23 protein-coding genes are annotated in these 24334 nt (G+C 72.1%); 10 read left to right on the top strand and 13 right to left on the bottom strand.

The features are described from left to right. Positions 1-10: 10 nt before the first annotated feature. Positions 11-1105, bottom strand: coding sequence for a tyrosine-protein phosphatase (locus ACIBAD_RS35050; protein ID WP_398910909.1), 1095 nt, complete (start codon positions 1103-1105; stop codon positions 11-13). Between the two features lie 290 nt (positions 1106-1395). On the opposite strand from ACIBAD_RS35050, the gene ACIBAD_RS35055 reads away from it, so the two are divergent. Genes ACIBAD_RS35055 through ACIBAD_RS35065 form a run of 3 tightly spaced genes read left to right on the top strand, consistent with a single transcriptional unit; the run spans position 1396 to position 3957 of the window. After that, the gene (locus tag ACIBAD_RS35055) at positions 1396-2748 is read left to right on the top strand and encodes an ADP-ribosylglycohydrolase family protein (protein WP_398910911.1); all 1353 of its coding nucleotides are present in this window, start codon (positions 1396-1398) and stop codon (positions 2746-2748) included. 40 nt (positions 2749-2788) lie between these two features. Next, positions 2789-3649 carry a TIGR03619 family F420-dependent LLM class oxidoreductase gene (locus tag ACIBAD_RS35060; protein ID WP_398910913.1) on the top strand — a complete coding sequence of 287 codons (861 nt, stop codon included), beginning with the start codon at positions 2789-2791 and terminating at the stop codon, positions 3647-3649. 59 nt (positions 3650-3708) lie between these two features. Then, a complete protein-coding gene (locus ACIBAD_RS35065; RefSeq protein ID WP_134073566.1) occupies positions 3709-3957 on the top strand; it encodes a hypothetical protein in 249 nt (82 codons plus the stop codon). A gap of 21 nt (positions 3958-3978) precedes the next feature. Here the strand turns inward: ACIBAD_RS35065 and ACIBAD_RS35070 are convergent, their stop codons facing one another. Beyond that, a complete protein-coding gene (locus ACIBAD_RS35070; protein ID WP_398910915.1) occupies positions 3979-4404 on the bottom strand; it encodes an ATP-binding protein in 426 nt (141 codons plus the stop codon). 126 nt (positions 4405-4530) lie between these two features. On the opposite strand from ACIBAD_RS35070, the gene ACIBAD_RS35075 reads away from it, so the two are divergent. Both ACIBAD_RS35075 and ACIBAD_RS35080 read left to right on the top strand, forming a co-directional pair. Then, positions 4531-5367, top strand: coding sequence for a Scr1 family TA system antitoxin-like transcriptional regulator (locus ACIBAD_RS35075; RefSeq protein WP_398910917.1), 837 nt, complete (start codon positions 4531-4533; stop codon positions 5365-5367). Continuing rightward, complete coding sequence (locus ACIBAD_RS35080) at positions 5364-5609, top strand: DUF397 domain-containing protein (protein ID WP_398910919.1); 246 nt, start codon at positions 5364-5366, stop codon at positions 5607-5609. Before ACIBAD_RS35075 ends, ACIBAD_RS35080 begins: the two co-directional genes overlap by 4 nt. A gap of 1169 nt (positions 5610-6778) precedes the next feature. On the opposite strand, the gene ACIBAD_RS35085 is transcribed toward ACIBAD_RS35080, so the two are convergent. The 8 genes from ACIBAD_RS35085 to ACIBAD_RS35120 all read right to left on the bottom strand — a co-directional run bounded on the left by ACIBAD_RS35085 (position 6779) and on the right by ACIBAD_RS35120 (position 16407). Further along, positions 6779-7573 (bottom strand): DUF4239 domain-containing protein, encoded by a 795-nt coding sequence (locus ACIBAD_RS35085; protein WP_134074533.1) that lies wholly within the window; start codon positions 7571-7573, stop codon positions 6779-6781. Between the two features lie 76 nt (positions 7574-7649). Beyond that, positions 7650-7943: a hypothetical protein gene (locus ACIBAD_RS35090; RefSeq protein ID WP_134073558.1), complete on the bottom strand. Its 294-nt coding sequence runs from the start codon at positions 7941-7943 to the stop codon at positions 7650-7652. A 139-nt stretch (positions 7944-8082) separates the two neighbouring features. After that, positions 8083-9657, bottom strand: coding sequence for an APC family permease (locus ACIBAD_RS35095; RefSeq protein ID WP_398910922.1), 1575 nt, complete (start codon positions 9655-9657; stop codon positions 8083-8085). Positions 9658-9920: 263 nt separating this feature from the next. Then, complete coding sequence (locus tag ACIBAD_RS35100; protein WP_398910924.1) at positions 9921-11402, bottom strand: aldehyde dehydrogenase family protein; 1482 nt, start codon at positions 11400-11402, stop codon at positions 9921-9923. Further along, entirely contained in the window at positions 11399-13138 is a 1740-nt protein-coding gene (locus ACIBAD_RS35105) for a D-aminoacylase (RefSeq protein WP_134073554.1), read from the bottom strand. Before ACIBAD_RS35105 ends, ACIBAD_RS35100 begins: the two co-directional genes overlap by 4 nt. 243 nt (positions 13139-13381) lie before the next feature. Beyond that, positions 13382-14503 carry an LLM class flavin-dependent oxidoreductase gene (locus tag ACIBAD_RS35110; protein WP_134073552.1) on the bottom strand — a complete coding sequence of 374 codons (1122 nt, stop codon included), beginning with the start codon at positions 14501-14503 and terminating at the stop codon, positions 13382-13384. 132 nt (positions 14504-14635) lie between these two features. Then, the gene (locus ACIBAD_RS35115; RefSeq protein ID WP_398910926.1) at positions 14636-15433 is read right to left on the bottom strand and encodes an SDR family NAD(P)-dependent oxidoreductase; all 798 of its coding nucleotides are present in this window, start codon (positions 15431-15433) and stop codon (positions 14636-14638) included. Between the two features lie 26 nt (positions 15434-15459). After that, the gene (locus tag ACIBAD_RS35120; RefSeq protein WP_208329026.1) at positions 15460-16407 is read right to left on the bottom strand and encodes an LLM class F420-dependent oxidoreductase; all 948 of its coding nucleotides are present in this window, start codon (positions 16405-16407) and stop codon (positions 15460-15462) included. Positions 16408-16644: 237 nt separating this feature from the next. Here ACIBAD_RS35120 and ACIBAD_RS35125 point away from each other — a divergent pair, with 237 nt between their 5' ends. Beyond that, the gene (locus ACIBAD_RS35125; RefSeq protein WP_398910928.1) at positions 16645-17295 is read left to right on the top strand and encodes a hypothetical protein; all 651 of its coding nucleotides are present in this window, start codon (positions 16645-16647) and stop codon (positions 17293-17295) included. 28 nt (positions 17296-17323) lie between these two features. Here the strand turns inward: ACIBAD_RS35125 and ACIBAD_RS35130 are convergent, their stop codons facing one another. From ACIBAD_RS35130 to ACIBAD_RS35140, 3 genes are read right to left on the bottom strand one after another with little or no spacing between them, the layout of a single operon-like run. Next, a complete protein-coding gene (locus ACIBAD_RS35130) occupies positions 17324-18247 on the bottom strand; it encodes a L,D-transpeptidase family protein (RefSeq protein WP_398910930.1) in 924 nt (307 codons plus the stop codon). A 26-nt stretch (positions 18248-18273) separates the two neighbouring features. Beyond that, positions 18274-19566 (bottom strand): sensor histidine kinase, encoded by a 1293-nt coding sequence (locus ACIBAD_RS35135; protein ID WP_398910932.1) that lies wholly within the window; start codon positions 19564-19566, stop codon positions 18274-18276. Further along, positions 19563-20273: a response regulator transcription factor gene (locus ACIBAD_RS35140; RefSeq protein ID WP_398910934.1), complete on the bottom strand. Its 711-nt coding sequence runs from the start codon at positions 20271-20273 to the stop codon at positions 19563-19565. Before ACIBAD_RS35140 ends, ACIBAD_RS35135 begins: the two co-directional genes overlap by 4 nt. 102 nt (positions 20274-20375) lie before the next feature. Between ACIBAD_RS35140 and ACIBAD_RS35145 the strand changes: the two genes are divergently transcribed. From ACIBAD_RS35145 to ACIBAD_RS35160, 4 genes are read left to right on the top strand one after another with little or no spacing between them, the layout of a single operon-like run. Further along, positions 20376-20891: a hypothetical protein gene (locus tag ACIBAD_RS35145; RefSeq protein WP_398910935.1), complete on the top strand. Its 516-nt coding sequence runs from the start codon at positions 20376-20378 to the stop codon at positions 20889-20891. Further along, positions 20888-22012, top strand: coding sequence for a peptidoglycan-binding protein (locus tag ACIBAD_RS35150; protein WP_398910937.1), 1125 nt, complete (start codon positions 20888-20890; stop codon positions 22010-22012). Before ACIBAD_RS35145 ends, ACIBAD_RS35150 begins: the two co-directional genes overlap by 4 nt. Next, positions 22009-22746 carry an ABC transporter ATP-binding protein gene (locus tag ACIBAD_RS35155; RefSeq protein WP_398910939.1) on the top strand — a complete coding sequence of 246 codons (738 nt, stop codon included), beginning with the start codon at positions 22009-22011 and terminating at the stop codon, positions 22744-22746. Before ACIBAD_RS35150 ends, ACIBAD_RS35155 begins: the two co-directional genes overlap by 4 nt. Next, positions 22743-23945: an ABC transporter permease gene (locus ACIBAD_RS35160; RefSeq protein ID WP_398910941.1), complete on the top strand. Its 1203-nt coding sequence runs from the start codon at positions 22743-22745 to the stop codon at positions 23943-23945. The genes ACIBAD_RS35155 and ACIBAD_RS35160 overlap by 4 nt, the downstream gene beginning before the upstream one ends. Positions 23946-24334 lie beyond the last annotated feature (389 nt).

The raw sequence follows: 24334 nt of genomic DNA on the forward strand, positions 1-24334 counted from the left end.
GACCGCCCGGTCAGCCGACGAGGAGGTCCTTCTTGAGCTGCTTGAGCTCGCGGGCGTCGATGCCGAGCCCGTCCCTCAGGTAGCGGTCGAAGGTGCCGTACTTGGCCTCGACCTCGTCGTAGCCGGAGTTCAGGTACTCGGCGCGCACGTCGAGCATCGGCTTGTAGACGGCGGCCTGCTGGGCCGGCAGGTGCGACAGGACGGCGTCGTTCGCGGCCTTGCGGTAGTCGTTGCTGGCCAGGTAGTCGGCCATGACGGTGTCGCTCGGCACGCCGAGGGCGGTCAGCAGGGTGGCGTTCGCCCAGCCCGTACGGTCCTTGCCGGCGGTGCAGTGGAAGAGGACGGCGCGGTCGCGGTCGCGCTCCAGGCCCTCGAAGACCCAGCCGTACGCCTTCTTGCCGCCCTCGCCGGCGACCATCGCCCTTTCGGCGTCGACCATGGCCTTGACGGCCTCGTCGGGGGACTTCGGCAGGGTCTGGAAGGAGCCGGAGCCCGCGAAGACGTCGGCGACGGTGTACGCGGCACCGGCCGGGACCCTGTCGGGGCCGGTGGTGCGCTCGCTCTCCGTGCGGAGGTCGAAGACGGTCTTGACGCGCAGGCGCTGGAGCTTGGCCAGGTCGGCCGCGGTCAGCTTGTCGAGGGCGTCGGAGCGGTAGACCTCACCCATCTTCACCCACTGGCCGGTGGTGGTGCGGTAGCCGCCCGCGTCGCGGAAGTTGACCGCTCCTTCGAGCCGGATCAGGCGGTCGGCGAGGCGCAGTCCCACGCCGCGGTCGGACTTGAAGTCGAACCACTGGCGGTCGGCGGCGGGCAGCCCCGACACGACGGCGGCGCCCTGGGCGCCCCCCTTGGCGACGACCTTGCCGTTGGCCTTGATCTCGACCCGCTTGGTGCCCGGGGCGTTCCACTTCAGTGTGAACCGGCCGTCCCCGCCGGCGGTGACGGTGGCCTCGGTGAAGGGGACTGAGGTGCGGCTGTGGTGGTGGCCGGTCCAGGGGAGCTCCCAACCGGTGGAGGCCGAGGCGGCGGTGGCGGCGGGGGCTGCGACCAGGGAAGCGGTGAGCGCGGAGGCGACGGCGGTCGCGGCGAGGAGTGCCTTCTTCATGCCCTTGAGGCTGTGGGCCGCCGGAGAACTCTGCATGAACGAGACATGGCCTGAACCGACCGGCTCCAAGGCGAGTGGCAAAACGTGCCACCTGTCGATCAAGGCGCGCCACCTGGGCGTCTACTGGCCGTTTCGGACCGGATGTGAACGAGATGTCGCGGAACCCGGGCACGGAATCCAGCCGTTCCGCCCGCGCAAACGGCTTGCTGGACGACCTGGTTCCGGATTCGATCAGACGTGTCCATTACAGTGCGCGCCAGAGCACGCCGGGGCGGGGCAGGGGGATCGCGATGGACGACACGACGACCGAGAAGCACTCGATACCGGCCGGCACCGGGACCGGAGGCGGAGCCGAGGCGGTGGGCACGCCCCGCATCGCGGGCGGAGCCGCGGCCGCGGCCGGGATCGCGGCACGGGTCGGACGCGGCCCCGGAGCACCCGACGGCCGCGCTCCCGGCGCAACGCTCGGAGGGCGGGCCGGAGTCCTCGCCGGTCTGTGGGGCCGGACCGAACAGCAGGACTTCCGCAGCCGCGTCCGCGGGGCGCTCCTCGGCTCCGCCGCAGGCGACGCCCTCGGGGCCCCCGCAGCCGGGCTCTCGCTCGACGCCGTCCGCGAAGCCCACGGCCCGCAGGGCCTGACCGGGCCCGTCCCCGGCCCGCACGGGCCCCGCGGCACGGTCACCGCCGCCACCCAGCTCACCCTGTTCACCGTCGACGGGCTGATCCGCGCCCACGTACGCCGGGACACCGGCGCCTGGCACCCGCCGACCGACATCCACCGCGCGTACCTGCGCTGGGCCGCCACCCAGCACGACTGGGGCCCCGACGAGCGCCGCAAGGACAACGGCTGGCTCGCACAGCAGGAGTGGCTCTACGCCCGCCGCGGCCCCGCCCGCGCCTGCCTGACCGGCTTCGCCGACGACGTCCTCGGCACCCTCGACCAGCCGAAGAACCCCACCGCCCGCGACGCGGCCGCCGCCGCCCGCTCCGCCCCCTTCGGCCTGCTGGTCGGCTGGGAGCCCGGCCTGGTCCTCCAGCTCTCCACCGAGTGCGCGGCGCAGAGCCACGGCCACCCCGCCGCGTACCTCACGGCCGGCGCCTTCGCCGTCATCGTCCACGGCCTGACCCGCGGCGACTCCCTCGACGCGGCCGTCCAGCGCACCCTCGGCCTGCTCGGCGCCCGCCCGGGCCACCAGGCCGTCACCGACGCCCTCCAGCGAGCACTCGCGGCCGTCCCCCAAGGCCCGCCCTCCGCCGACTCCGTCGCCGCCCTCGCCCCGGGCGGCGGCGAAGGCCACGCCGCGGAGCAGGCCCTCGCCGTCGCCGTCTACTGCGCGCTCGTCGCCGAAGACGTCCCGCACGGCCTGCGCCTCGCCGTCAACCACGACGGCGACTCCCCCGCCACCGGCGCCCTCTGCGGAGCCCTGCTCGGCGCCCTGCACGGCGAGACCGCCCTCCCGGGCGCCTGGCTCGCCGACCTCGAAGGCCGGGCCACCCTCCTGGAACTCGCCGACGACTTCGCCCTCGAAATGACCCAGGGTCCCTCACTGCACGGCCCGAAGGCCCCCTCCACCGGCTGGCAGACGCGCTATCCCGTCGGCTCCAGCTGGCGCCCCCTCAACAATCCGGCCGGCAGGCCGTAGCGTGGCCCTCCACCGAAGAGCCACGGAGGTGCCCCCAGCCATGCGGATCGCCACGACCGTCTTCCTGACCGACCACACCGTCACCCCCGTCCGCCTCGCCCGCGCCCTTGAGGAGCGCGGGTTCGCCGGGCTCTACCTCCCCGAGCACACGCACATCCCGGTCGCCCGCGACACCGCCGCGCCCATGGGCGGCGAACTCCCCGAGATGTACGGACGCACCCTCGACCCCTTCGTCGCCCTCGGCCAGGCCGCCGCCGTCACCGAGCGGCTCGCCCTCGGCACCGGCATCACCCTCGTCACCGAGCACGACCCCATCGCCCTCGCGAAGCAGATCGCCACGCTGGACCACCTCTCCGGCGGCCGCTTCACCCTCGGGATCGGGTACGGCTGGAACGTCGAGGAAGCCGCCGACCACGGCGTCGAGTGGCGCACCCGCCGCGAGCTGGTCCGGGACCGGATGGCCCTGATGCGCGCCCTGTGGGCCCCGGAACCCACCGCGTACGTCGGCGAGTTCTCCTCCGTCCAGGCCAGCATGGCCCACCCCAAGCCGGTCCTGGCCCCGCGCGAGCTCGGCTCCGGCCAGCTCCTCCACGGCCCCCGGACCCTGATCGGCGGCTCGGCCGGCCCGAAGCTCTTCGCGGCCATCGCCGACCACGCCGACGGCTGGCTCCCCATCGGAGGGGGCGGCCTCACCGAATCCCTGCCGGTGCTGCGCCGGGTCTGGGAGACCGCGGGCCGCGACCCGAAGACCCTCCAGGTGGTCCCGTACGCGGTCCACCCGAACCCGGGCAAGCTCGCCCACTACGCGGACCTCGGCATCGAGGAGGTCGTCGTCCAGCTCCCGCCGGCGGAAGAACCGGAGATCCTCCGCGTTCTGGACGACCTGGCGCAGTACCTGTAAATCCGTCGACGCAGGTGCGCGGCCGGTCAGATGATGCCCCCGAAAGGGGGCTGATCCACATGCCGGGCCAGCAGAAGCGCAAACGGAGCAGGGAACGCGCCCACCGCCGGGCGAAGGCCGTAGCCGGCCACTGGGAACCGCTGTTCTCCACGCAGGAGCACGCGGAGATGAAGGAGTACGCCCGCCGCCTCATCGCCGAGGGCGAGGTCACCAACCCCGAGAGCCTGCGGATCGACCAGTTCTGCGGCCGCCTCACCCACCCGACCACCTACCGGGTGAGCGTCTTCGTCCCGCGGGACCAGGCCTGACCGGCCCCGCGTGATCTTTGATCACCATCGGCCGAGCTCTGCCCAGACCGTCTTGCCGATCACACGGTCCGCGACCCCCCAGTCGGCGGCGACGGCGTCGACGATGCGCAGGCCGTAGCCGCCCTCGGCCTGGTGGGCGTGCGGCTGGACGGCGGGCCGCCGCTCGCGGCGGGCGTCGGACACCTCGATGCGGAGCACGCCCCCGAGGAGCACGAGCCTGAGCTCGAAGTCCCGGCCGGCGGCATGCCCGTGGATGACGGCGTTGGCGGTGAACTCGGCGATGATCCGCTCCGCGTCCTCGGACAGCGGGGTGCGGTGCGGAATCCCCCATTCGTGCAGCTCGACCATGGCGAGACACCGCGCGAGGCGGGCCCCGCGCCGGGTACTGCTGAAACGCTGCGTGAACGCGCGTACGAGGGGCTGGGCGGGGGCAGGGGCTCCGGTCATGGGAGCAACGTCCCGTGTGGGCGGGGCGGTTGCCAGAAAGGCGACCGCTACTTTTCATCTGTACGAGTTCACGTTCTGGACAGGCGCGGTTACCGCCCGTGAAGCTGAACGCGGGAGGTGACCGCGATGGTGAGTCACGACGAGAACGGCGGCGGCGAGGCCGACCCGGACAGCGACCTGCGGAGCTTCGGGGAAACCGTGAAGGCCTTCCGCAAACGCGCGGAACTCACTCAGGAGCAACTGGCCGAACGCGTCCGGTACTCGGTCCAGTACGTCGGCTCGGTCGAGCAGGGCCGACGACACCCGTCGGTCAAGTTCGTGAACCGGTCCGAGGAGGCTCTGGACGCCTTCGGCGTCATCCGCATCGCCTCGCATCGACTGAATCGGAAGCGAGGTCTGGCGAAGTGGTTCAAGAGGTGGGCGGAGTTGGAGCAGGAGGCGATTGCCCTCAATACGTACGAATGCCGCTCGGTTCCGGGACTGTTACAGCCTGAGTCGTATGCACGGGCGCTGATAGGCGACGTTCTGCCGCTCCCCACCCCCGAGGAGGTGGAGGCTCGCATCACGGCCCGCCTGGAGCGTCAGCAGATTCTCCACCGCACGCCGTACACGATCTGCAGTTTCATTCTCGACGAGATCGTGATCGAGCGACAGATCGGCGGACCGGAGGTGACGCGTCAGCTGATCGACCACTTGGTGGAGTGCGCACGGCTACCGAACGTCGACCTGCAGATCATGCCGAGGGTGAGCCCCCACCACGCGGGGCTCGGTGGCCCCATTTGCCTCCTCGAAACCGAAGACAACGAGTGGCTGGGCTACAGCGAGGGACAGCAGTCGGGACTCATCATCTCTGACCCGAAAGACATCAGCCTCCTCCATCAGCGGTATGCCAAACTTCGTATCCAGGCCCTCAATCCTGCTGACAGTGTGGGCCTGTTGATGCGAATGCGAGGATCCCTGTGAACAGCTCCCCGTTGCGATGGTTCAAGAGCAGCTACAGCGGAAGCCAGGGCGACAGCTGCGTCGAGGTCGCCCTCTCCTGGCACAAGTCCACGTACAGCAGTGGCGACGGTGACAACTGCGTAGAGGTCGCCGCATGCGCCGACGCCGTCCACATCCGGGACTCGAAGGTGCCGGCGGGCCCGGAGCTGGCCGTGCACCCCACGACCTGGGCTGCCTTCCTCGGCGGCGTCACCGGAGCCTGAGCTCCGGCCGGCCGGCGTCAGTGGGAGTCCGGGGGTTTCCCGACAGTCCACTGTCCTTCCGTGTCGGTCCGGGCCGTCAAGGGCGCTCCCTGCGGTCGCGTCGCTTCGCGATGGCCTTCGGCCACCCTTGACTGCCCGGCCCGCCCCGGAATGCCATAAGACTGCCGGGAAGCCCCGAAGGAACGGTCAGGGGGGACGTATTCCCACACGGGCAGCTCAGGGATGCCGCCCTCCCCACCCTGTCCAGCCACATCCAGCCCACCCGGCCCACCAAGCCGGGGCGAGATGACGCGCGGGGAGGCCAGAGCCTCCGGAAAGCCCTCATGACGGGCCTTTCCGCATCACGGCGGCCCACCCCGCACCAGACACCGACCAGACCCCCATGCCCCACCCCTGCGCACCGGATCGCTACGCCCTTCTCCCGTCTCAGCGTCCGGCGACCGCCTGTGGCCGGACATAAGCCGCCCACCACTCGCACAGGCCACTCGCGGCACGCGACAGCGGGTCGTTTGCCCCATTCGTCCAGCGCTCGAGGCTCCCAACGACCATGAGCGGAGTGAGAGGTTGAGACATCGGGCATCAGGCTCCTCCTCGCTCCCTCTCACCCCCTTTTCGCCCCTCTCAGCCGCCATTTGCTCCCCAAACGGGCCGCAGACGCCCGAAAGCGGCCCAAGGATTTCGTCTGGGCGGCCTATGTCCGGCCACAGGCGGTCGTCGGTCGCTGAGCCGAGAGGAGCGCGTAGCGATCGGGCGCGTCCCCGGCCTGGCCGGGCACGTGGGGTGCCGGGGAGGGAGTGCGGAGGGACAGGGGGTGCTGGCCGGCATATCCAGGGGCCCTGGTCGGAACACGAACCTCCCGGCCATCCTTCGGGGGCTTCCCGGCAGTCTTATGGCATTCCGGGGCGGGGCGGTCGGTCAAGGGTGGCCGAAGGCCATCGCGAAGCGACGCGACCGCAGGGAGCGCCCTTGACGGACCGACCCGACACGGAAGGACAGTGGACTGACGGGACGCCCCCGGACACCCCACCAACCCCGACCGGCCGGGACCCCGCCCCCCGCATCCCGGTCCGCCTCCCGACCCCGCCTCTAGGCCCCCGCCCCCCGAAGCCCCCCGCCAGCCTTCACCGATCCCGCCCCCGAAGCCCCCGCCCCGCCCCCGCCCCCGCCTCCTACCCCGCCGGCCAGAACTGGGCCAGTGCCGCCTCCTTGTAGGGGGTCGGGGTCACGCTCAGGTCGCCCGCGAAGGGGCGGTCCAGGGCCATCACCAGCAGCAGGCTGAAGCCGATCAGCCCCGCCACCGCCGAGACGAACAGCAGCTGCATCTTCAGGCTGCGCAGGCCGAACAGGAAGGTGAGCGGGAGGATCACCAGCGCGCCCCCGTACACCAGCACCTGGAGCAGCACCGGCAGGGACGTCTCCGCCATCGTGACGCGGGCGCGGCGCTGCGCCGCGATGTCGTTGAGGCGGCCCACCGCCTCCTCGTAGAAGGTCTCGTTGCGGGTTCCGGAGGGCTCGTACGCCTGGAACGCCCGGTACAGCCCGTGCGTCTGCTCGGCGGTCGCGTCGTAGCTGGGGCGGCCGTCCCGCATCATCGGCCACTGGACCTCGACGACGGCGTGCACGTAGGCGCCCACCGCCTGCTCCACGCGGGCGCGTTCGGCCGGCGGGAAGGCCTCGGCGCTGCGCACGACGAGGGCGAGGTCGGTGGCCTCGGTGGCCACGACGGTCTGGGTGTTCTCCAGCTGGGTCCAGAGCGTGACGACGACGAAGGCGAGGATGATGCCGTAGATCGCGCCGAACATGCCGAGGGCGACGCCGACCATCTCGTTGTGCTCGCCGCCGGCCAGGTGCGGGAAGCGGCGGCGGGCGGCGAGGCTGCCGGCCACGGCGAGGGCGACGAAGCCGCCGACGAGGAGGATGCCGAGCGTGAACGTGCTGAAGGTGTTGAGCAGCCACAGGATCATGGCCTGCTCAACGATCAACTCCGCCTGAGGGCCCGCCGGGCGTCCTGCCCCGGGCCTCGCCGCATTCTCGTCCGGGTCAGCGCACCGACGGGGCCTTCGGGAGCCCGTCGAGGGCGTTGCCCGCGCCCGCGAGGGAGCCGTTGGTGGCGCGGGTGGCGGAGCCGGCGGCGGAAGTGGTCACGGCCAGCGCCGTCTTCGTGTCGTCCACCGCCCGGCCGGGGTGGTTGGCGATGTCGGTGATGCGCTTGGTGACGGGCTGTTCCTCGATGGTGGGGCCCGTCGTGTCGGCGTGGGCGGCGAGGGGGGTCAGGGCGAGGGCGGCGCCACTCGTGAGGACCAGGGAGGCGAGGCGGCGCTTCATGACGTTCATGCCGTACCCAACGACCCTCCGCCACCCGGAGTCACCACCGGGCCGGGCCCCCTCGGGGTGAAGTCCGGCATTGGGTCCGCGGCCCGGATCGGGGGGATCGGTCCGGGCCGCGGGGGGACACCCCGAGTGTGCGGCGGGGTCAGTCCTCGACCACCAGGGCCGGAGTGGACTTTGTCAGGATGGCGCCGCGGAAGAAGGCCGGGTTGCGGCGTTCCGTGATCAGCATGATCACCAGGCCGAGGGCCAGGAGGCCGACGCCGATGACGAAGACGCTGCCGACTCCGAGGACGGTGGAGCCGGAGCCGTACGACGGGTTCCACATGTCGATCAGGGTCTTGAGGAAGACGGCGGCGAGGAGGAGGCCGCCGAGGACCGGGAAGACGCCCTTGAAGAACAGGTCCCGGGCGGAGCGGCGCAGCTCGCCGCGGAAGTACCAGGCGCAGGCGAAGGCCGTCAGCGAGTAGTAGAAGCAGATCATCAGGCCGAGCGCGAAGATCGTGTCGGTCAGGACGTTCTCGCTGACCAGGGTCATCACGGTGTAGAACGCGCCGGTCGCGACGCCCGCCATGACGGTGGCGCGGCCCGGGGTCTTGAAGCGCGGGTGGACCTTGGCGTAGGAGGCCGGCAGGGCCTCGTACGTGGACATGGCCAGGACGGTACGGGCGACGGGGATGAACGTGGTCTGGAGCGAGGCGGTCGCCGAGGCGAGGACGGCGACGAAGAGCAGGATGCCGAGCACCGGGCCCATGACGGGGCCGGCGAGGGCGGCGAAGACGTTGCCGGAGGTCTCCGGGTTGCCGAGGCCGAGGCCGGCGGTGCCGGAGCCGACGGCCGTCTGGGCGGCGATTCCGGTGGCCAGGTACGAGCCGACCAGGACGACCATCGCGATGAGCGAGGCGCGGCCCGGGGTCTTGGCGGAGCCGGTGGTCTCCTCGTTGGTGGCCAGGCAGGCGTCCCAGCCCCAGTACATGAAGATCGAGAGGGAGAGTCCGGCGGTGAAGGCGCCCATGGACTCGACCGCGAAGGGGTTCATCCACTGCCAGGAGAAGTCCGGGCCGGTGTCGAAGGTGCCGGCCGAGGCCTTCTGGAAGGCCATCGCGACGAAGATGGCGAGGACCGCGAGCTGGAGTCCGACCAGGGTGTACTGGACGCCCTTGGTGGCGGTCATTCCGCGGTAGCTGATGGCGGTCGCGGCGGCGATCAGGGTGAGGCAGGTGGCGATGTGGACGAGTTTGTCGTCGTCCAGGGCGGCGATCGACGGGTTGTTCGTGACCTCGCCCGCGAGCAGCCAGAAGTAGGACGTGGCGACTCCCGCCAGGTTGGACAGCACGATGATCGTGGCGATCACCAGGCCCCAGCCGCACATCCAGCCGATCCGCGGGCCGAAGGCCTTGACGGTCCAGGTGAAGGAGGTGCCGCAGTCCGGTACGGCCTTGTTGAGCTCGCGGTACGCGAAGGCGACGAGCAGCATCGGCAGGAAGCCTGCCAGGAAGACCGCCGGCATCTGTACGCCGACCTCGCCGGCGGTGGAGCCGAGGGTCGAGGTCAGGCAGTAGACGGGGGCGACGGTGGAGATGCCGATGACGGCGCTGCCCACCAGGCCCACGGAGCCCTTGCCGAGGCCCTTGCCGCGTACGTCGCCGTCGCCGCCCTCGCCGTCGGCGACGCCGTTCACCGTGTCTGCGACCCGAGGCCGAACGTCCAGCTGTGTCATGGGTCAGGACGTTAGAGGCTGCGTTTTCCATATCCGGAGGGATTGAGTCCGACGCGCTACCGGCGGGAACACCTTGGATTATTGAGGCGATCGGTGTCCATCGGCATGCAATTCAAGGTTCACTCGGCGGCCCGCCCCCTGCACGACAGGGGGCGGACACCGCGTTCCGGAATGCGGAAACCGCAGCCATGCCCCTTTTGCCCCTCTTTGAACTTTCCCGTGTGACCTGGGTCTCAGGCTCTCCCAGGGCCGGACCGGCGGCTTCAGCTCGTCCAGACGATCGCCTGCGTCTCGCTGTACGCGTGCAGCGCGTACGAGCCCACGTCCCGGCCCACCCCCGAACGTTTGAAGCCGCCGAACGGCGCCTCCATGTTCCGGCCGATCGTGTTCACGCCGACCCCGCCCGCCCGCAGCCGACGCGCCACCCGGAAGGCGCGCGCCGAGTCCCCGGACCACACGTAGCTCAGCAGCCCGAAATCGCTGTCGTTGGCCAGGGCCACGGCCTCGTCCTCGCCGCCGTCCGCGCCGTCGAAGGGGACCACCACGACCACCGGGCCGAAGATCTCCTCCCGGACCACCCGCATGTCGTTCGTACAGTCCACCAGCAGCGTCGGCGCCACGTAGAAACCGCGGCCGTCCCCGACCACCGGCCGCTCGCCGCCGTACGCGATCCGCGCGCCCTCCTTGCGGCCGAGCTCGACGTACGACTCCACCCGGTCCCGGTGCGCCGCCGAGATCACCGGGCCCACCACGGTGCCCGCCGCCGCCGGGTCGCCGACCTTCATGAAGCCCAGGTAGCCGGTCAGCTTCTCCACCAGCCGCTCGTACACCGACCGGTGCACGATCACCCGGGTCGGAGCCGTGCAGATCTGGCCGGAGTAGAAGGAGAAGGTGGTGCCGATCCCCATCACCGCCGCGTCAAGGTCGGCGTCCTCGAAGACGATCGCCGCGCCCTTGCCGCCGAGCTCCATCAGCTGCCGCTTCATCGAGCGGCCGCAGACCTCCGCGATGCGCTGCCCGACGCCCGTGGAGCCGGTGAACGACACCATGTCCACGTGCGGGGAGTCCACCGCGGCCTCGCCGACCTCGACCGAGGCACCGCAGACCACGTTCACCACGCCGGCCGGGGCGCCCGCCTCGTGCAGGGCCTCGGCCATCTTGAACACCGACAGCGGATCCTGCGGGGCCGGCTTCACCACCACCGTGTTGCCCATGGCCAGCGCCGGGGCCACCTTGCCCGCCGGATTCGCCCACGGGTTGTTGTACGAGGTGATGCAGGTGACCACGCCGACCGGCTGGCGCACCTCAAGCGCCCCCAGGATGCTCGCCTTCCCCATCGGCCCGGCCTCGGTGACCTGCGGCGGCAGCCCGCGCTCCACCGGTTCGAGTGCGCCCTTCGCGTACCGCCTGAAGCGCGCCACCCCGACCCCGACCTGCATCGCGCGCGCGATCCCGGTCGGCGCGCCCGTCTCGGCGCGGGCGAGGGCCGACCACGGCTCGTACTCGCGCTGCATGATGTCGGCGGCCCGGTCCAGGATCGCCGCCCGCGCCTCGGGGGCCGTACGGGACCAGGTCTCGAAGGCCTCCGCGGCCGCGCGCGCCGCCTCCTCGACCTGGGCGCGCGAGGCCTCGGGCGCGAGCCCGACCACCGATTCGTCCGCCGGGTTGACCACGTCGTAGTGGCCGCCGGCGGGCTCGACCCACTCTCCGCCGATGTACAGCTTCTGCTGCAGGGGCTCGCTCAACGGGTGCTCACCGTCCTCGTGTCCCGGCCCGAGCGGAGCACGGTCCCGGGGACCGCCCCGGTGATCTGGTCGTCCCGTATGGTCTCCACGCCGTTGACGCGTACGGACACGATGCCGATCGCGCGCGCGTCCAGCCGCGGGCTGTCGCCGGGCAGGTCGTGGACGAGCGTCGCGGGGCCGGCCTCGATCCGCTCCGGGTCGAAGAGCACCAGGTCCGCGTGGAACCCCTCGGCGATCCGGCCGCGCTCGCGCAGCCCGAACAGCTGGGCCGGGTCGTCCGTGAGCATCTTCACCGCCTGCTCCAGCGGCACCAGCTTGCGGCCGCGCAGGCAGTCCCCGAGGAAGCGGGTCGTGTACGGCGCCCCGCACATCCGGTCCAGGTGTGCGCCGGCGTCGGAGCCGCCGAGCATGACGTCCTCGTGCTGCCAGGTCTCGGCGCGCAGGGCCCAGCTCGCCGGGTCGTTGTCGGTGGGCATGGGCCAGAGCACCGTGCGCAGCTCGTCGTTGGCGCAGATCTCGACCAGGCACTGGAAGGGGTCCTGGCCGCGCTCGGCCGCGATGTCGTTCACGACCCGGCCGGACAGGCCCTCGTTCTCCTTGCTGTACGTGTCCCCGATGACGTAGCGGCCGAAGTTGGCCAGGCGCCGGAAGACCCCGGCCTCCTTGCTGTCGGCGCGGCGCAGCATCTGCGCGCGTACGTCGGCGTCGCGCAGCTTCGCGATCCGCTCGGGTACGGGCAGGGCGAGGATCTCGCCCCAGCCCGGGATCAGGTTCAGTGCGCAGAAGGTGCCGAGCGACATGTTCATCGGGGTGAGGATCGGCATGGTCAGCGCGACGATGCGGCCGCCGGCCTTGCGGGCGCGCTCGCTCGGTATGAGCTGGCGCGGGACCCGTTCGGGGACGGCTGCGTCGATGGTGAGGACGTTCCAGTTCAGGGGGCGGCCGGCGGCGGCGCTCATCTCGACGAAGAGGTCGATCTCCTCGTCGGCGAACTGGTCGAGGCAGCCCGCGACGATCGCTTCGAGCTGGGTGCCCTCGTGTTCGGCGACGGCCTTCGACAGCGCGAGCAGCTCGGCGGGCTTGGCGTGCCGGGAGGCGACGGGGGCGCCGTCCCCGTCGGAGTGGGTGGCGGACTGGGTGGTGGACAGGCCCCAGGCGCCGGCGTTCATGGCGTCGTGGAAGAGGTCGAGCATCTGCTGCATCTGCTCGGGGGTGGGCTGTCCGCCGACGGCGTCGGCACCCATGACGTGCCGGCGCAGCGCGCAGTGGCCGACCATGAAGCCGGCGTTGACGGCGATCCTGCCGTCGAGGGCGTCGAGGTACTCGCCGAAGGTGGACCAGGTCCAGTCGACGCCTTCCTCCAGGGCCTTGAGGGCCATGCCCTCGACCTTGCTCATCATGCGGCGGGTGTAGTCGGCGTCCTCGGGGCGGTCGGGGTGCAGCGGGGCGAGGGTGAACCCGCAGTTGCCGCCGGCGACGGTGGTGACGCCGTGGTTCATGGAGGGGGTCGCGTACGGGTCCCAGAACAGCTGGGCGTCGTAGTGCGTGTGGGGGTCGACGAAGCCGGGGCACAGGACCAGCCCGCCGGCGTCCTCGGTGGTCCGGGCCTCCTCCGTGAGCGTGCCCGGCTCGGCGATGACGGCGATCCGCCCGTCGCGCAGGCCGACGTCCGCCACGCGGGCGGGGGAGCCGGTGCCGTCCACGACGGTGGCGCCCTTGATCAGGTGGTCGAGCATGACGTCCCTTCTCGGTTGCGTTGGGGCTCCGCCCCGGACCCCGCCGGATCCGCCGGGCTCCGCGGGCCGGGCGTTCCCGCGGCCGTCCGCAGGGTGGGGCCGGCCGGGGGGCGGGCGGCAGGCCGCTGCCGCCGATGCCCCCGGCCGGCCCCGCCCGGGCCGGAGCGCGGGGCCCCGGCCCCGGGGCGGCGGTCCGGGAAGACGCCGCCCCTGCTTCTCCCGCCGGCCGGGCGGACGGCCCGGTCAGGCGGCTTCGCGGAAGCGCGTCGTGCGGTGGACCGGGTCCGTGTCGATCTTCGGGATCACGTGCTCGCCGATGAGCTTGACGGTAGTCATCGTGTCCTCGTACGAGACGCCGGTCGGCAGGCCGAACGACAGCTGGTCGGCCCCCGCCTGCTCCCAGCGCTTGCACTGCGCGAGCACCTCGGAGGGGTCGCCGCAGATCAGCAGCTCCTCGGCTATCAGCAGCTCGATGATCTCCGCGTTGTACTCGGGCAGCGTCTCGGGCCACTGCGGGATCGCCTCGGGCCGCGGGAAGGTGTCGTGGTAGCGGAAGACCAGCGACTGGAAGCGGTTCATGTTCGCGTTGACCGCGATCTCGACCGCCTTGTCGTGCGTCTCGGCGCAGATGGCGGTGGAGGTGACCATCACGTTGTCGTTGACGAACGCGCCGATGGCCTTGGCCTCCTGGATGGCCGTCTTGTACTGCTCCAGCACCCACTCCATGTCGGAGACCTTCTGGACGCTGAAGCCGAGGACGCCGAGGCCCTTCTTCGCGGCCATCGCGTACGAGGAGGGCGAGCCGGCGGCGTACCACATGGCCGGGTGGGCCTTGCCGTACGGCTTGGGGAAGATCTTGCGCGGCGGCAGCGACCAGTGCTTGCCCTGGAACCCCTCGTACTCCTCCTGGAGGAACATCTTGGGGAACTCGGCGATGGTCTCTTCCCAGATCTCCTTGGTGTGGTTCATGTCCGTGATGCCGGGCAGGAAGCCGAGGATCTCGTGGCTGCCCGCGCCCCGGCCGGTGCCGAACTCGAAGCGGCCCTTGGAGAGGTGGTCGAGCATCGCGACCTTCTCGGCCACCTTGACGGGGTGGTTGACCGGGGCGAGCGGGTTGAAGATGCCGGAGCCGAGGTGGATGCGCTCGGTGGCATGGGCGAGGTAGGCGAGGAAGACCTCGTTCGCCGACAGGTGCGAGTACTCCTCCAGGAAGTGGTGCTCGGAGGCCCAGGCGTACTTGAAGCCGGACTTGTCGGCCTGGATGACGTACTCGGTCTCCTCGATCAGCGCCTTGTGCTCTGCCTCGGGGTCGACCTTGGACCGCGCCTCAGGCACGTATCCCTGCACGAAGAGCCCGAATTCCAAGGGGGTTCACCGTCCTTTGATTTCTGACGTACCGTCAGATTTGATGTGTCGACTGTTCCATCGCGGAAGCGGGAGCGTCAATACCTGACGCTCCATCAGATGAGGCACGCCTCCCGCCGGCCGGGCGGCGGGTCACATGACGCTGACGCCCGCCATCCAGCCGCCGTCGATGACGAACGGCTGGCCGGTGATGTACGAGGAGTCCTCGCCGCTCAGGAACAGGGCCAGCTTGGCGATCTCGTCGGCCCGGCCCACCCGGCCCATCGGCACGACCCGCCCGTAGAGCTCCGCCATCGCGTCCCGGGCCTCGTCGGTCATGTTCGCCGGGTCCAGCAGGCCGGGATTGGCCATCGGGGTGTCCACCGCCCCCGGGCACATCGCGTTGACCCGGATGCCCTTGGCGGCCAACTCCAGCGCGGCCACCCGGGTCAGGCCGACGATCGCCGCCTTGGTCGCCGCGTACGCGCCCACGTACGCCATCCCCGTCAGTCCGGTGTAGGAGGAGGTGTTGACGATGGTGCCGCCGCCGGCCGCCTCGATCTCGGGGGCGAAGGCCTTGATGCCGAGGAAGGTGCCGACCTGGTTGACCTGGATCAGCTGCTGGAACTCCTCCAGCGGGGTCGAGACCAGCTCGTTGAAGCGCAGGATCCCGGCGTTGTTGACCAGGCCGCTCACCGGGCCGAAGGCCTCCTTCGCGGTGGCGACGGCGGCGGCCCAGTCCTCCTCCCGGCTCACGTCCAGCCGTACGTACCGGGCGCGGTCCTCGCCCGCCTTCTCGGCTATCTCCTTGGCGACGGCGGCGCCCTGCTCGTCCAGCACGTCGCAGAGGAGCACCTTGGCGCCCTCGGCGGCGAAGAGCCGGGCCTCCTGCTCGCCCTGGCCGCGCGCCGCGCCCGTGATGACGACGACGCGCCCGTCCAGCTTGCCCATGCCCGTACTCCTAGTCGTAGAGGCGTTCAGTCGTTGAGAAGCGGGCCGACCTCGGCCCCGAACGCGGTGATCTGATCGGTCAGTTCGGCGCGGTCACGGCTGCGGAAGCGGACCTGGACCTGGTCCACGCCGAGGGCCCTGTACGCACGGAGGGACTCGGCGAGCGCCTCCGCCTTGCCGGTGAGGGTGCGGCGTCCGGTGTCCCAGCCGGGCTCGCCGACGTACAGCGCCTCGGTGATCGCGCCGAACTCGATGGGGTCGGTGACCCCGGCCGCCGCGCGGAGCTCCTTGATCCGGGCGATCTGCGCGGGCAGCCTGTCGCGCGGGTCGCCCTGCGGGAGCCAGCCGTCGCCGCGCACGGCGGCCCGGCGGACGGCGGCGGGCGAAGAGCCGCCGACCCAGACCGGGATGCGGGCCTGGACGGGGCGGGGCAGCTGCCCGAGGTCCTTGAAGGAGAACAGCTCGCCCTCGAACTCCGGGTACTCCTCGGGCCCGAGGGCGGCGCGCAGCGCGTCCAGGGTCTCGTCGAGGACGGCTCCGCGGCCGGCGAAGTCGGCGCCGAGGGCCTCGAACTCCTCCTGCACGTGGCCCGCGCCGACACCGAGGATGAGCCGGCCGCCGCTGAGGTGGTCGACAGTGGCGTACTGCTTGGCGCTGAGGAGCGGGTGGCGCAGGCCGAGGATCGCGACGTGGCTGAGCAGCCGTACGTGCTCGGTGATCCCGGCGAGGAAGGCGAGGGTGGCCACGGGGTCGTACCAGACGGTGCTCATGGGGCCGGCGAGGCGGCGCGGGATGGCCACGTGGTCGCAGGTGGCCAGGTACCCGAACCCGGCCCGGTCGGCGGCCCGCGCCACCTCGGCGAGGTCGGCGGCGGTCGCCGGAGCCTCCCAGGGCTCGGCGTAGATGGTGCTCTGCGACTGGATCGGGAGCTGCATCCCGTAGACCAGCCGGCCTTCCGCAAACACGCGCGCCATGCCGCCTCCGCTTCGTCTTCCGCCGCCGCCCGCCGACCGGGCCGCGGCCGCCGACCCGTTTCCCGCCGGTGCCGGGGGCCATCGTCGTAGCTGACGGACCGTCAGGCAAGGGGTTCGACCCACCCGACGGGTGCGCGGACGGGGCGAGGCCCTGGCTTCCGGGCCGGGACGCCGTGCATCCGGAAGAGACGGCCCGGGGGATGTGCGGGCGGGGGCGGGTTGGCTAGGGTGCCGCGGGTGGATCTGTTTCTGACGCTGGTCAGCGGAGTGGCGTGGACCGTCGTGTACGTCGAGGCGATCCGGGTCGGGCTGCGGGACCGGACGTACGCGATGCCGGTGGCCGCGCTCGCGCTGAACTTCGCGTGGGAGGCGACCTACGCCGTGGGCGACGTCCGCGCCGGGGTCTCCGCCCAGGGCGTGGTCAACGTGGTGTGGGCCCTCGCCGACGTCGTCATCATCTGGACGTACCTGCGCTTCGGGCGCGCCGAGCTGCCCGAGTTCGTGACGCGGCCGCTCTTCGCGGCGTGGAGCGTGCTCGTGTTCGGCAGCGGCTTCGCCGTGCAGTGGCTGTTCCTCGCGCACTTCGGGACGCACGACGCGACCCGGTACGCGGCGTTCCTGCAGAACCTGCTGATGTCCGGGCTGTTCATCTCCCTCTACGCCGACCGGCGCGGACCGCGCGGGCAGTCCCTCGTCATCGCCGTCGCGAAGTGGCTCGGGACGCTCGCCCCGACCCTGCTCTTCGGGGTGGTCGAGGGCTCGCCGTTCATCCTCGGGCTCGGGATCATGTGCAGCGTCTTCGACCTGGCGTACATCGGGCTCCTGCTGCGGGAGCGGCGGTTGGCCGCCGCCCCGGCCGGTCGGGAACCGGCCGGGACGGCCGTGTGACACCGGCCGGGAGGACGGAGCCCGGCCGTCAGAAGCCCGCCGGGCCCATCACGACGACCGGCTTCGCCGCCGGATCCAGGGTGGTCAGCAGCTTCTTCATGGCCTCCTTCGAGATGCCGATGCAGCCCTGCGAGGGGCCGTTGTGGTCGACGTGGAGCCAGATGCCGCCGCCCTTGTCCTCGCCTTCCGGCTTGACCAGGTCCAGCGGCGAGAAACCCTTGCGGCGGTTGTAGTCGATCGCGATGACGTACTCGAAGGCGCCCGCGAGGGACTCGCCGTTCACCCCCCGGCCGGTGGGCACGAACAGCCGGTTGTGGTCGTACGGGAACTTCGTGCCCGGCGGCTTCTCGAGCAGACCGCCGGCGTCGCTCAGGGTGAACACGCCCACGGGCGTGGTCAGGTCCCCGTCCTCGCGTTCGGCTGAGTTCCAGCCGCTGGCGCCGTTGTGCGCGGGCCAGCTCCCGGCGGTGCGGACCCAGTCGGCGCCGGCCGCCGGCCGACTGTAGAGGGTCGCCGTGGACTCCGAGGAGTCCCTCGCCTTGCCGGCGACGAGGAGCAGCTGGCGGGAGTCGGCCGGGATCCGGGCCCGTGTCTCGTCGCTGACCTCGGACAGGCCGTCGTCGGGATCGGAGGCTGCGGGCGCCCCGGGAGCACCGGGAGCGCCGTGGGCCCCGCGGCTGGCGTGGGTGGCTCCGGCGGCCGGGGCGGCATCGGAGGTGGCGGCGTCGGCGGTCGCGGCCGACGGCGGAGTACGGGCCGCGTCCCCCGGGCGGTCGGTCCGGGCCGAGGCGGGGGTGCCGGGCCCGTCCTCCTGGACCGTGAAGGCCCAGCCGGCCCCGAAGGCCAGCAGGCCCACGGCGGCGGCGACGGCCACCCGCCGGGGCGAGCGGAGGCCGCGGAACGTGCGGAGTGAACGGGGACTGCGGGAGCCGGCTCGGGGGTGCTTGCTCATGCCTCCGACGGTACACACGGGGATCATCAGGATTCCTGAGGCGACGCCGTCCGGTGCGGCGCAGGTGTGACCGGAAAGCGCACCCGGACCGTCAATCCGCCGCCATGCCCCCGATTGGCCCGCACGACCAGCTTCGCGCCGTGCGCCCGCGCGATCGAGGCGACGATCGAGAGCCCCAGCCCGGCGCCCTCCCCCGCGGTGTGCTGCCGCTCGGCGCGCCGCCGGAACGGCTCCAGCAGTCGCGGCACGTCGTCGGGCTCGATCACCGGCCCGGTGTTGGACACGGTCAGCGCCCCGTCGGCGGAGGTCCTCACGCTGATCCGCCCGCCCGGCCGGTTGTGCCGTACGGCATTGGCCAGCAAGTTCCGCACCAGATGGCCCAACAGGGACCGGTCGCCGACCACGCTCACCGCCTCAAGGCTCCGTACCACGGTCAGCCCGGCGCCCCCGGCCGGCTCCGCCTCGTGCCCTGACCCGGGCTCGGCCCGCTCCGTCTCCGACCGCTCCGTCTCCGACAGCTCCGCCTCCGCGAGGGCCGCGAGGTCCACCGCAGCGGTGGCCTCCAGGCCCTCCTCGGACACCGCGAGCAGGAGCAGCGACTCCACGAGGTGCTCACTGGACTCGGCGACGCCGATCAGCTTGGCTCGGATCCGGGCCACTTTCTCCGGCGGCGGGCCCCCGGCCAGTCCGATCTCGGCGGCCGCCCGCTGCACGGCCAGCGGGGTGCGCAGCTCGTGCGCGGCATGGGCGGCGAACCGGCGCTGCGCGCCCACCAGGCTCTCCATCCGGTCGAGCATGCCGTCGAAGGTGTCGGCCAGCCGCTTGAGTTCGCCGGGCGGGGCCTTGAGGCCGATCCGCTCGTGCAGGTTCTCCCCCGAAAGGCGGCGGGCCGTCTCGGTGATGACGCCGACGGGCCGCAGCACGCGCCCCGCCATCCACCAGGCCAGCCAGATCGACGGTACGGCGAACACGGCGAGGGCGATGAGCGAGACGACCAGCAGCTCGTGGAGGGTGGCGGCTTCGACGGCGGTGGAGAGGTTGCGGGTGGCGGCCCACGTCTGGAGCTGCTCCCGGGTGGGCGTGGCGGCGCCGGGCGGAAGCCGCTGGGCGGGTACCGCCTTGAGCGGTTGGCCCTCGACGGCGGCGCGTTCGAAGGCGGTGCCGGGGACGGCGGTGGTGACGGCCCCGCTGATGCGGGTGTAGAGGCCGCCCCGCAGAAGCACGTTGATCAGGGCGATCAGTCCGCCGCCGGCAAGGACGAGCAGGGAGCCGTAGAGCGCGGTGAGACGGGCGCGCTCGGAATGGAGCACTGCTCTCATCGCGGATCGGTGATCGGATCGGTGATCGGATCGGGGAGACCGGCAGTCGGACCCGCGATCCGGTACCCGGCCCCCGGAACCGTCTCGATCAGCTGCGGCTCGCCCAGCTTGGCCCGCAGCTTGCTGAGGGTCACCCGTACGGCATTGGTGCTGTACGAGGTGTCCTCCTCCCACACCTGCTCGATCAGGTCGTCGTTGCCGAGCACGGCCCCCTCCGCCCGCAGCAGCGCCTCCAGCACCGCGAACTCCTTGCGCGACAGCGCGAGCCGGTGCCCGTCCCTGCTGGCGCTCCGCCGGGCGGTGTCCACGGCGATCCCGCACCGCTCCAGCACCGGCGGCAGCGCGGGCCGGGTGCGCCGACCGAGAGCCAGGACGCGGGCGAGGAGCTCGTCGTACGCGAAGGGCTTGGTGAGGTAGTCGTCGGCGCCGAGGCCGAGCCCCTCGACCCTGTCCCGTACGGTCCCGGAGGCGGTCAGCATCAGGACGCGGGTCAGCAGTCGCTCGCGCACCACCTGGCGGCAGACCTCGTCCCCGTGCAGGCCGGGCAGGTCGCGGTCGAGGACGAGGACGTCGTACTCGCCGAGGCGCAGGCGCCGCAGGGCCTCCAGGCCGTCACCCGCCTCGTCGACGGCCAGCGCGTCGCGGCGCAGCCCGTCGGCGATCATCTCCCGGAGGAATTCCTCGTCCTCCACCACCAGAACTCGCATGCCGCCCTCTCTACCGGATTCTCGTATTTCCTCGTCATAAGCAAGATCGGAGAGAGAAGCGAAATCCGCCTCGGGTGCAGGGTCTGGCGCATGAATCGATCCATGACCATGACCACGGCCGCGGTGCTCACCGGCCTGACCCTCTTCGTCACCGCGTGCACGGGCGGTGCCGGCTCGGACGGGAAGGAAGGCAAGGACGGCAAGGACGGGAAGAAGGACGGCACGTCCTCGAAAGCGTCGAGCGGTGGCGGCGGGCAGGCCGGCGGCGCCGACGCCGACAAGGCGCTCAAGGCGCGCAAGTGCCTGCGCGAGCACGGCATGGACGCGCCCGACCCGGAGCCCGGCCAGGACCCGCGCGGGATGACGCTGGGCTCGGGCAGCGAGGACCCGGAGGCGCTGAAGAAGGCCTTCGAGGCGTGCGGGATGCACGCCCCCGGAACGGGCCAGGTCTCGCAGGAGGACAAGGACAAGGCCCTGAAGTGGGCCAAGTGCATGCGGGACAACGGCGTGAACGTCCCCGACCCCGAGTTCAACGGGAGCGCGATGAGCGCGACCAAGATCCCCGAGGGCCAGGAGCAGGCCTTCCAGGACGCCCAGAAGAAGTGCGAAGCCGCGTGAGGCGGCGCGGCAGGTGGCTGCTGGGATCGCTGGCCGTCGTACTCGCCGTCTCGGGCGGCGGGTACGCGGTGACGGCGGCCCAGCCGCGGGCGGACTCCGACGGGTCGAAGGGCCGCCGCGCGGACGGACTGCCGCAGCAGACGGCACCGGTCACGCGCGGGGACCTCAGCTCCGGCCTCACCGTCGAGGGCATCCTCGGCTACGCGCAGGAGCGCAAGCTCGCCGCGGGCGGCCCCGGGGTGCTGACCTGGGCCGCGGGTGCGGGTACGGCGATCGAGCGGGACGGGAGACTGTACGAGGTCAACGGCAAGCCGGTGCGGCTCATGTACGGGAGCACGCCCGTGTACCGGCAGATGAAGACCGGGGACAAGGGCGAGGACGTCAAGCAGCTCAAGCGGAACCTCCAGACCCTCGGGTACGGAACCGGGCTCGACCCGGAGGACGGCACCTTCACGGCGGGTACGGCGACGGCCGTCAAGCGCTGGCAGAAGGCGCACAAGGCGGCGGAGACGGGCGAGGTCGGCAAGGAGGACATCGCCTTCGCGGCCGGACCGCAGCGGGTGCAGAAGAACGACACGGCGGTCGGCGACGAGCCGGCGCCGGGCAAGCCGGTGATGACGCTGACCGGGACCGAGCGGATGGTCCGCTTCCAGCTGGACGTGGCCAAGGCCGGCGCGGCGAAGACGGGCGACAAGGTGACCGTGAACCTGCCGGGCGGCGGCACGGCCACCGGGAAGATCGACTCGGTGGGCGGCACGGCGAACCCGGACGACCCCGACGGCGGTGGCCCCGGCGGCGGCGGCGGAGGTGGTGGCGGCGGAGGTGGCGGCGGGAAGCCGAAGGTCGAGGTGAACGTGTCCCTGGACAACGCCTCGGAGATCAAGGGCCCGGACCAGTCCCCGGTCTCGGTCCGGCTCACCGGCGAGACCCGCAAGGGCGTGCTCTCCGTACCGGTCAACGCGCTCCTCGCGCTGTCCGGCGGGGGCTTCGGCGTGCAGGTCGTCGAGGGCGGCGCGGTCCGCGACGTCCCGGTCGAGCTCGGCATGTTCGGCCGGGGCCGCGTCGAGGTCAAGGGGGACGCCCTCAAGGAGGGCATGCAGGTGGGGATCCCCAAGCAATGACGGCGACAGCGGCCACGGCCGAGAACAGGCACGCGCGCGCCGTCGTGGAACTGGCGGGCGTCACCAAGGAGTACCCCGGCGGGGTCAAGGCCCTGCGCGGGGTCGACCTGACCGTCCTGAACGGCGAACTCCTCGCCATCGTCGGCCCGTCCGGCTCCGGGAAGTCCACCCTGCTGCACATCGTCGGCACCCTCGACCGGCCGAGCGCCGGCGCGGTCGCCATCGCCGGGCACGACATCGCGACGCTGTCCGACCGCGCCCTGTCGGCGCTGCGCGCACGCCATGTCGGGTTCGTCTTCCAGTCCTTCCACCTCGTACCGGGCATCAGCGCGCAGGCGAACGTGGCCGAGGGGCTGCTGTACTCCGGCCTGTCGCGGGCCGAACGCGGCCGACGGGCGGCGCGGGCCCTGGAGCGGGTCGGCCTGGGCGACCGGATGGAACACCGGCCGCACGAGCTGTCCGGCGGGCAGAAGCAGCGCGTGGCGATCGCGCGGGCAGTCGCGGGCGAGCCCGACCTGCTGCTGGCCGACGAGCCGACGGGCGCGCTGGACTCGGCGTCGGGGCGGTCGGTGATGGAGCTGCTGCACGAACTGAACGCGGATGGAGCCACCATCGCCGTGATCACCCACGACCACGAGATCGCGGCGAGCCTGCCGCGGCAGGTGCGCATCCGGGACGGGGAGATCGTGGCGGACGTGTGGAACACGGCGGGGGCGGGGGTGGGGGAGCAGTGAGGGCCGCCAGGAAGCTGCGCCCGTCCCGCCTAGGCCCGCGGGACGTGCTGCACGTCGGCTCGGCGGGGCTGCGCTCGCGCCCGATGCGGGTGTTCCTGTCCGCGCTCGGCATCGCCATCGGCATCGCGACGATGATCGCGGTGGTCGGGGTGTCCTCGTCCAGCCAAGCCAAGCTGCTGCGCGAGCTCGACGAGCTGGGGACGAACATGCTGGTGGCCACGCCGGGCCAGTCCATGTTCTCGGGGCAGGACACGAAGCTGCCGAAGGAGGCCCCGGGCATGATCTCCCGTATCGAGGGGGTCGAGTCGGTGGGCACGACGGGCGACATCGCGCAGTCCGTACGGCGCTCGGAGAACATCCCGAAGGAGGAGACGGGCGGCATCGGCCTGAAGGCGACGAAGGACGACCTGCCGGAGGTCCTGCGCGCCCGGATGCAGAAGGGCACCTGGCTGAACGGGGCCACCGGACGCTACCCGTCGGTGGTGCTCGGGAACGTCTCGGCGGAGCGCCTGGGCATCACGGAGCCGGGTCAGCAGGTGTTCATCGGCGGCCGGTACTTCACGGTCATCGGCATCCTTGACCCGATCCCGCTGGCCCCGGAGATCGAGCGCTCGGCGCTGGTCGGCTGGGAGGCGGCGGAGCAGCTGCTCGGCTTCGACGGCCATCCGACGGCGATCTACGAGCGCTCGGCGGACGACCGCGTCGGGGCGGTCCGCGGACTGATCGCCGCGACGGCCAACCCGCAGTCGCCGAGCACGGTTTCGGTGACGGACCCGTCGGCGGCGCTCCAGGCGAAGGCCGCGACGGAAGGGGCCTTCAGCACCCTCCTCCTCGGCCTGGGCGGCATCGCCCTGCTGGTGGGCGGGGTCGGGGTCGCGAACACCATGATCATCTCGGTGCTGGAACGCCGCCACGAGATAGGCCTGCGCCGTTCGCTGGGCGCGACCAAGGGCCAGGTCCGCATCCAGTTCGTGACGGAGTCCCTGCTCCTGTCGGGCCTCGGCGGCCTGGCGGGCATCGCCCTCGGCGCGGCGGCCACGGCCGCCTACGCCCGAGCGGGCGACCTCCCCTGGGTGGTCCCCCTCTGGGCGGTGACGGGCGGCTTCGCCTCGACCCTGGCCATAGGCACCCTGGCCGGCCTCTACCCGGCAGTCCGCGCGGCCCGCCTCTCCCCCACCCTGGCGTTGCAGGCGGCGTAGGGGGCGGTGAAGGGCGGAGGGAGCTTCGGGGGGCGGGGGTCTTCGGTGCGGGGTCGGTGAAGGCGGGCGGGGGGGGTCGGGGGCGGGGGTCTTCGGTGCGGGGCCGGGGAAGGTCGGCCGGAGTGTCGGAGGCGGGAACCTTTGGCGCGGGGTCGGGGAAGGCCGGCCGGAGTGTCGGGGGCGGGACTCATCGGCACGGGGCCGGAGAAGACCGGCCGGAGTGTCGGAGGCGGGACTCATCGGCACGGGGCCGGAGAAGACCGGCCGGAGTGTCGGAGGCGGGACTCATCGGCACGGGGTTGGTGGTGTGTCCGGGGGCGTCCCGTCAGTCCACTGTCCTTCCGTGTCGGGTCGGTCCGTCAAGGGCGCTCCCTGCGGTCGCGTCGCTT

The sequence above is a fragment of the Streptomyces sp. NPDC051109 genome, from assembly GCF_044455885.1.
Classification (GTDB): domain Bacteria; phylum Actinomycetota; class Actinomycetes; order Streptomycetales; family Streptomycetaceae; genus Streptomyces.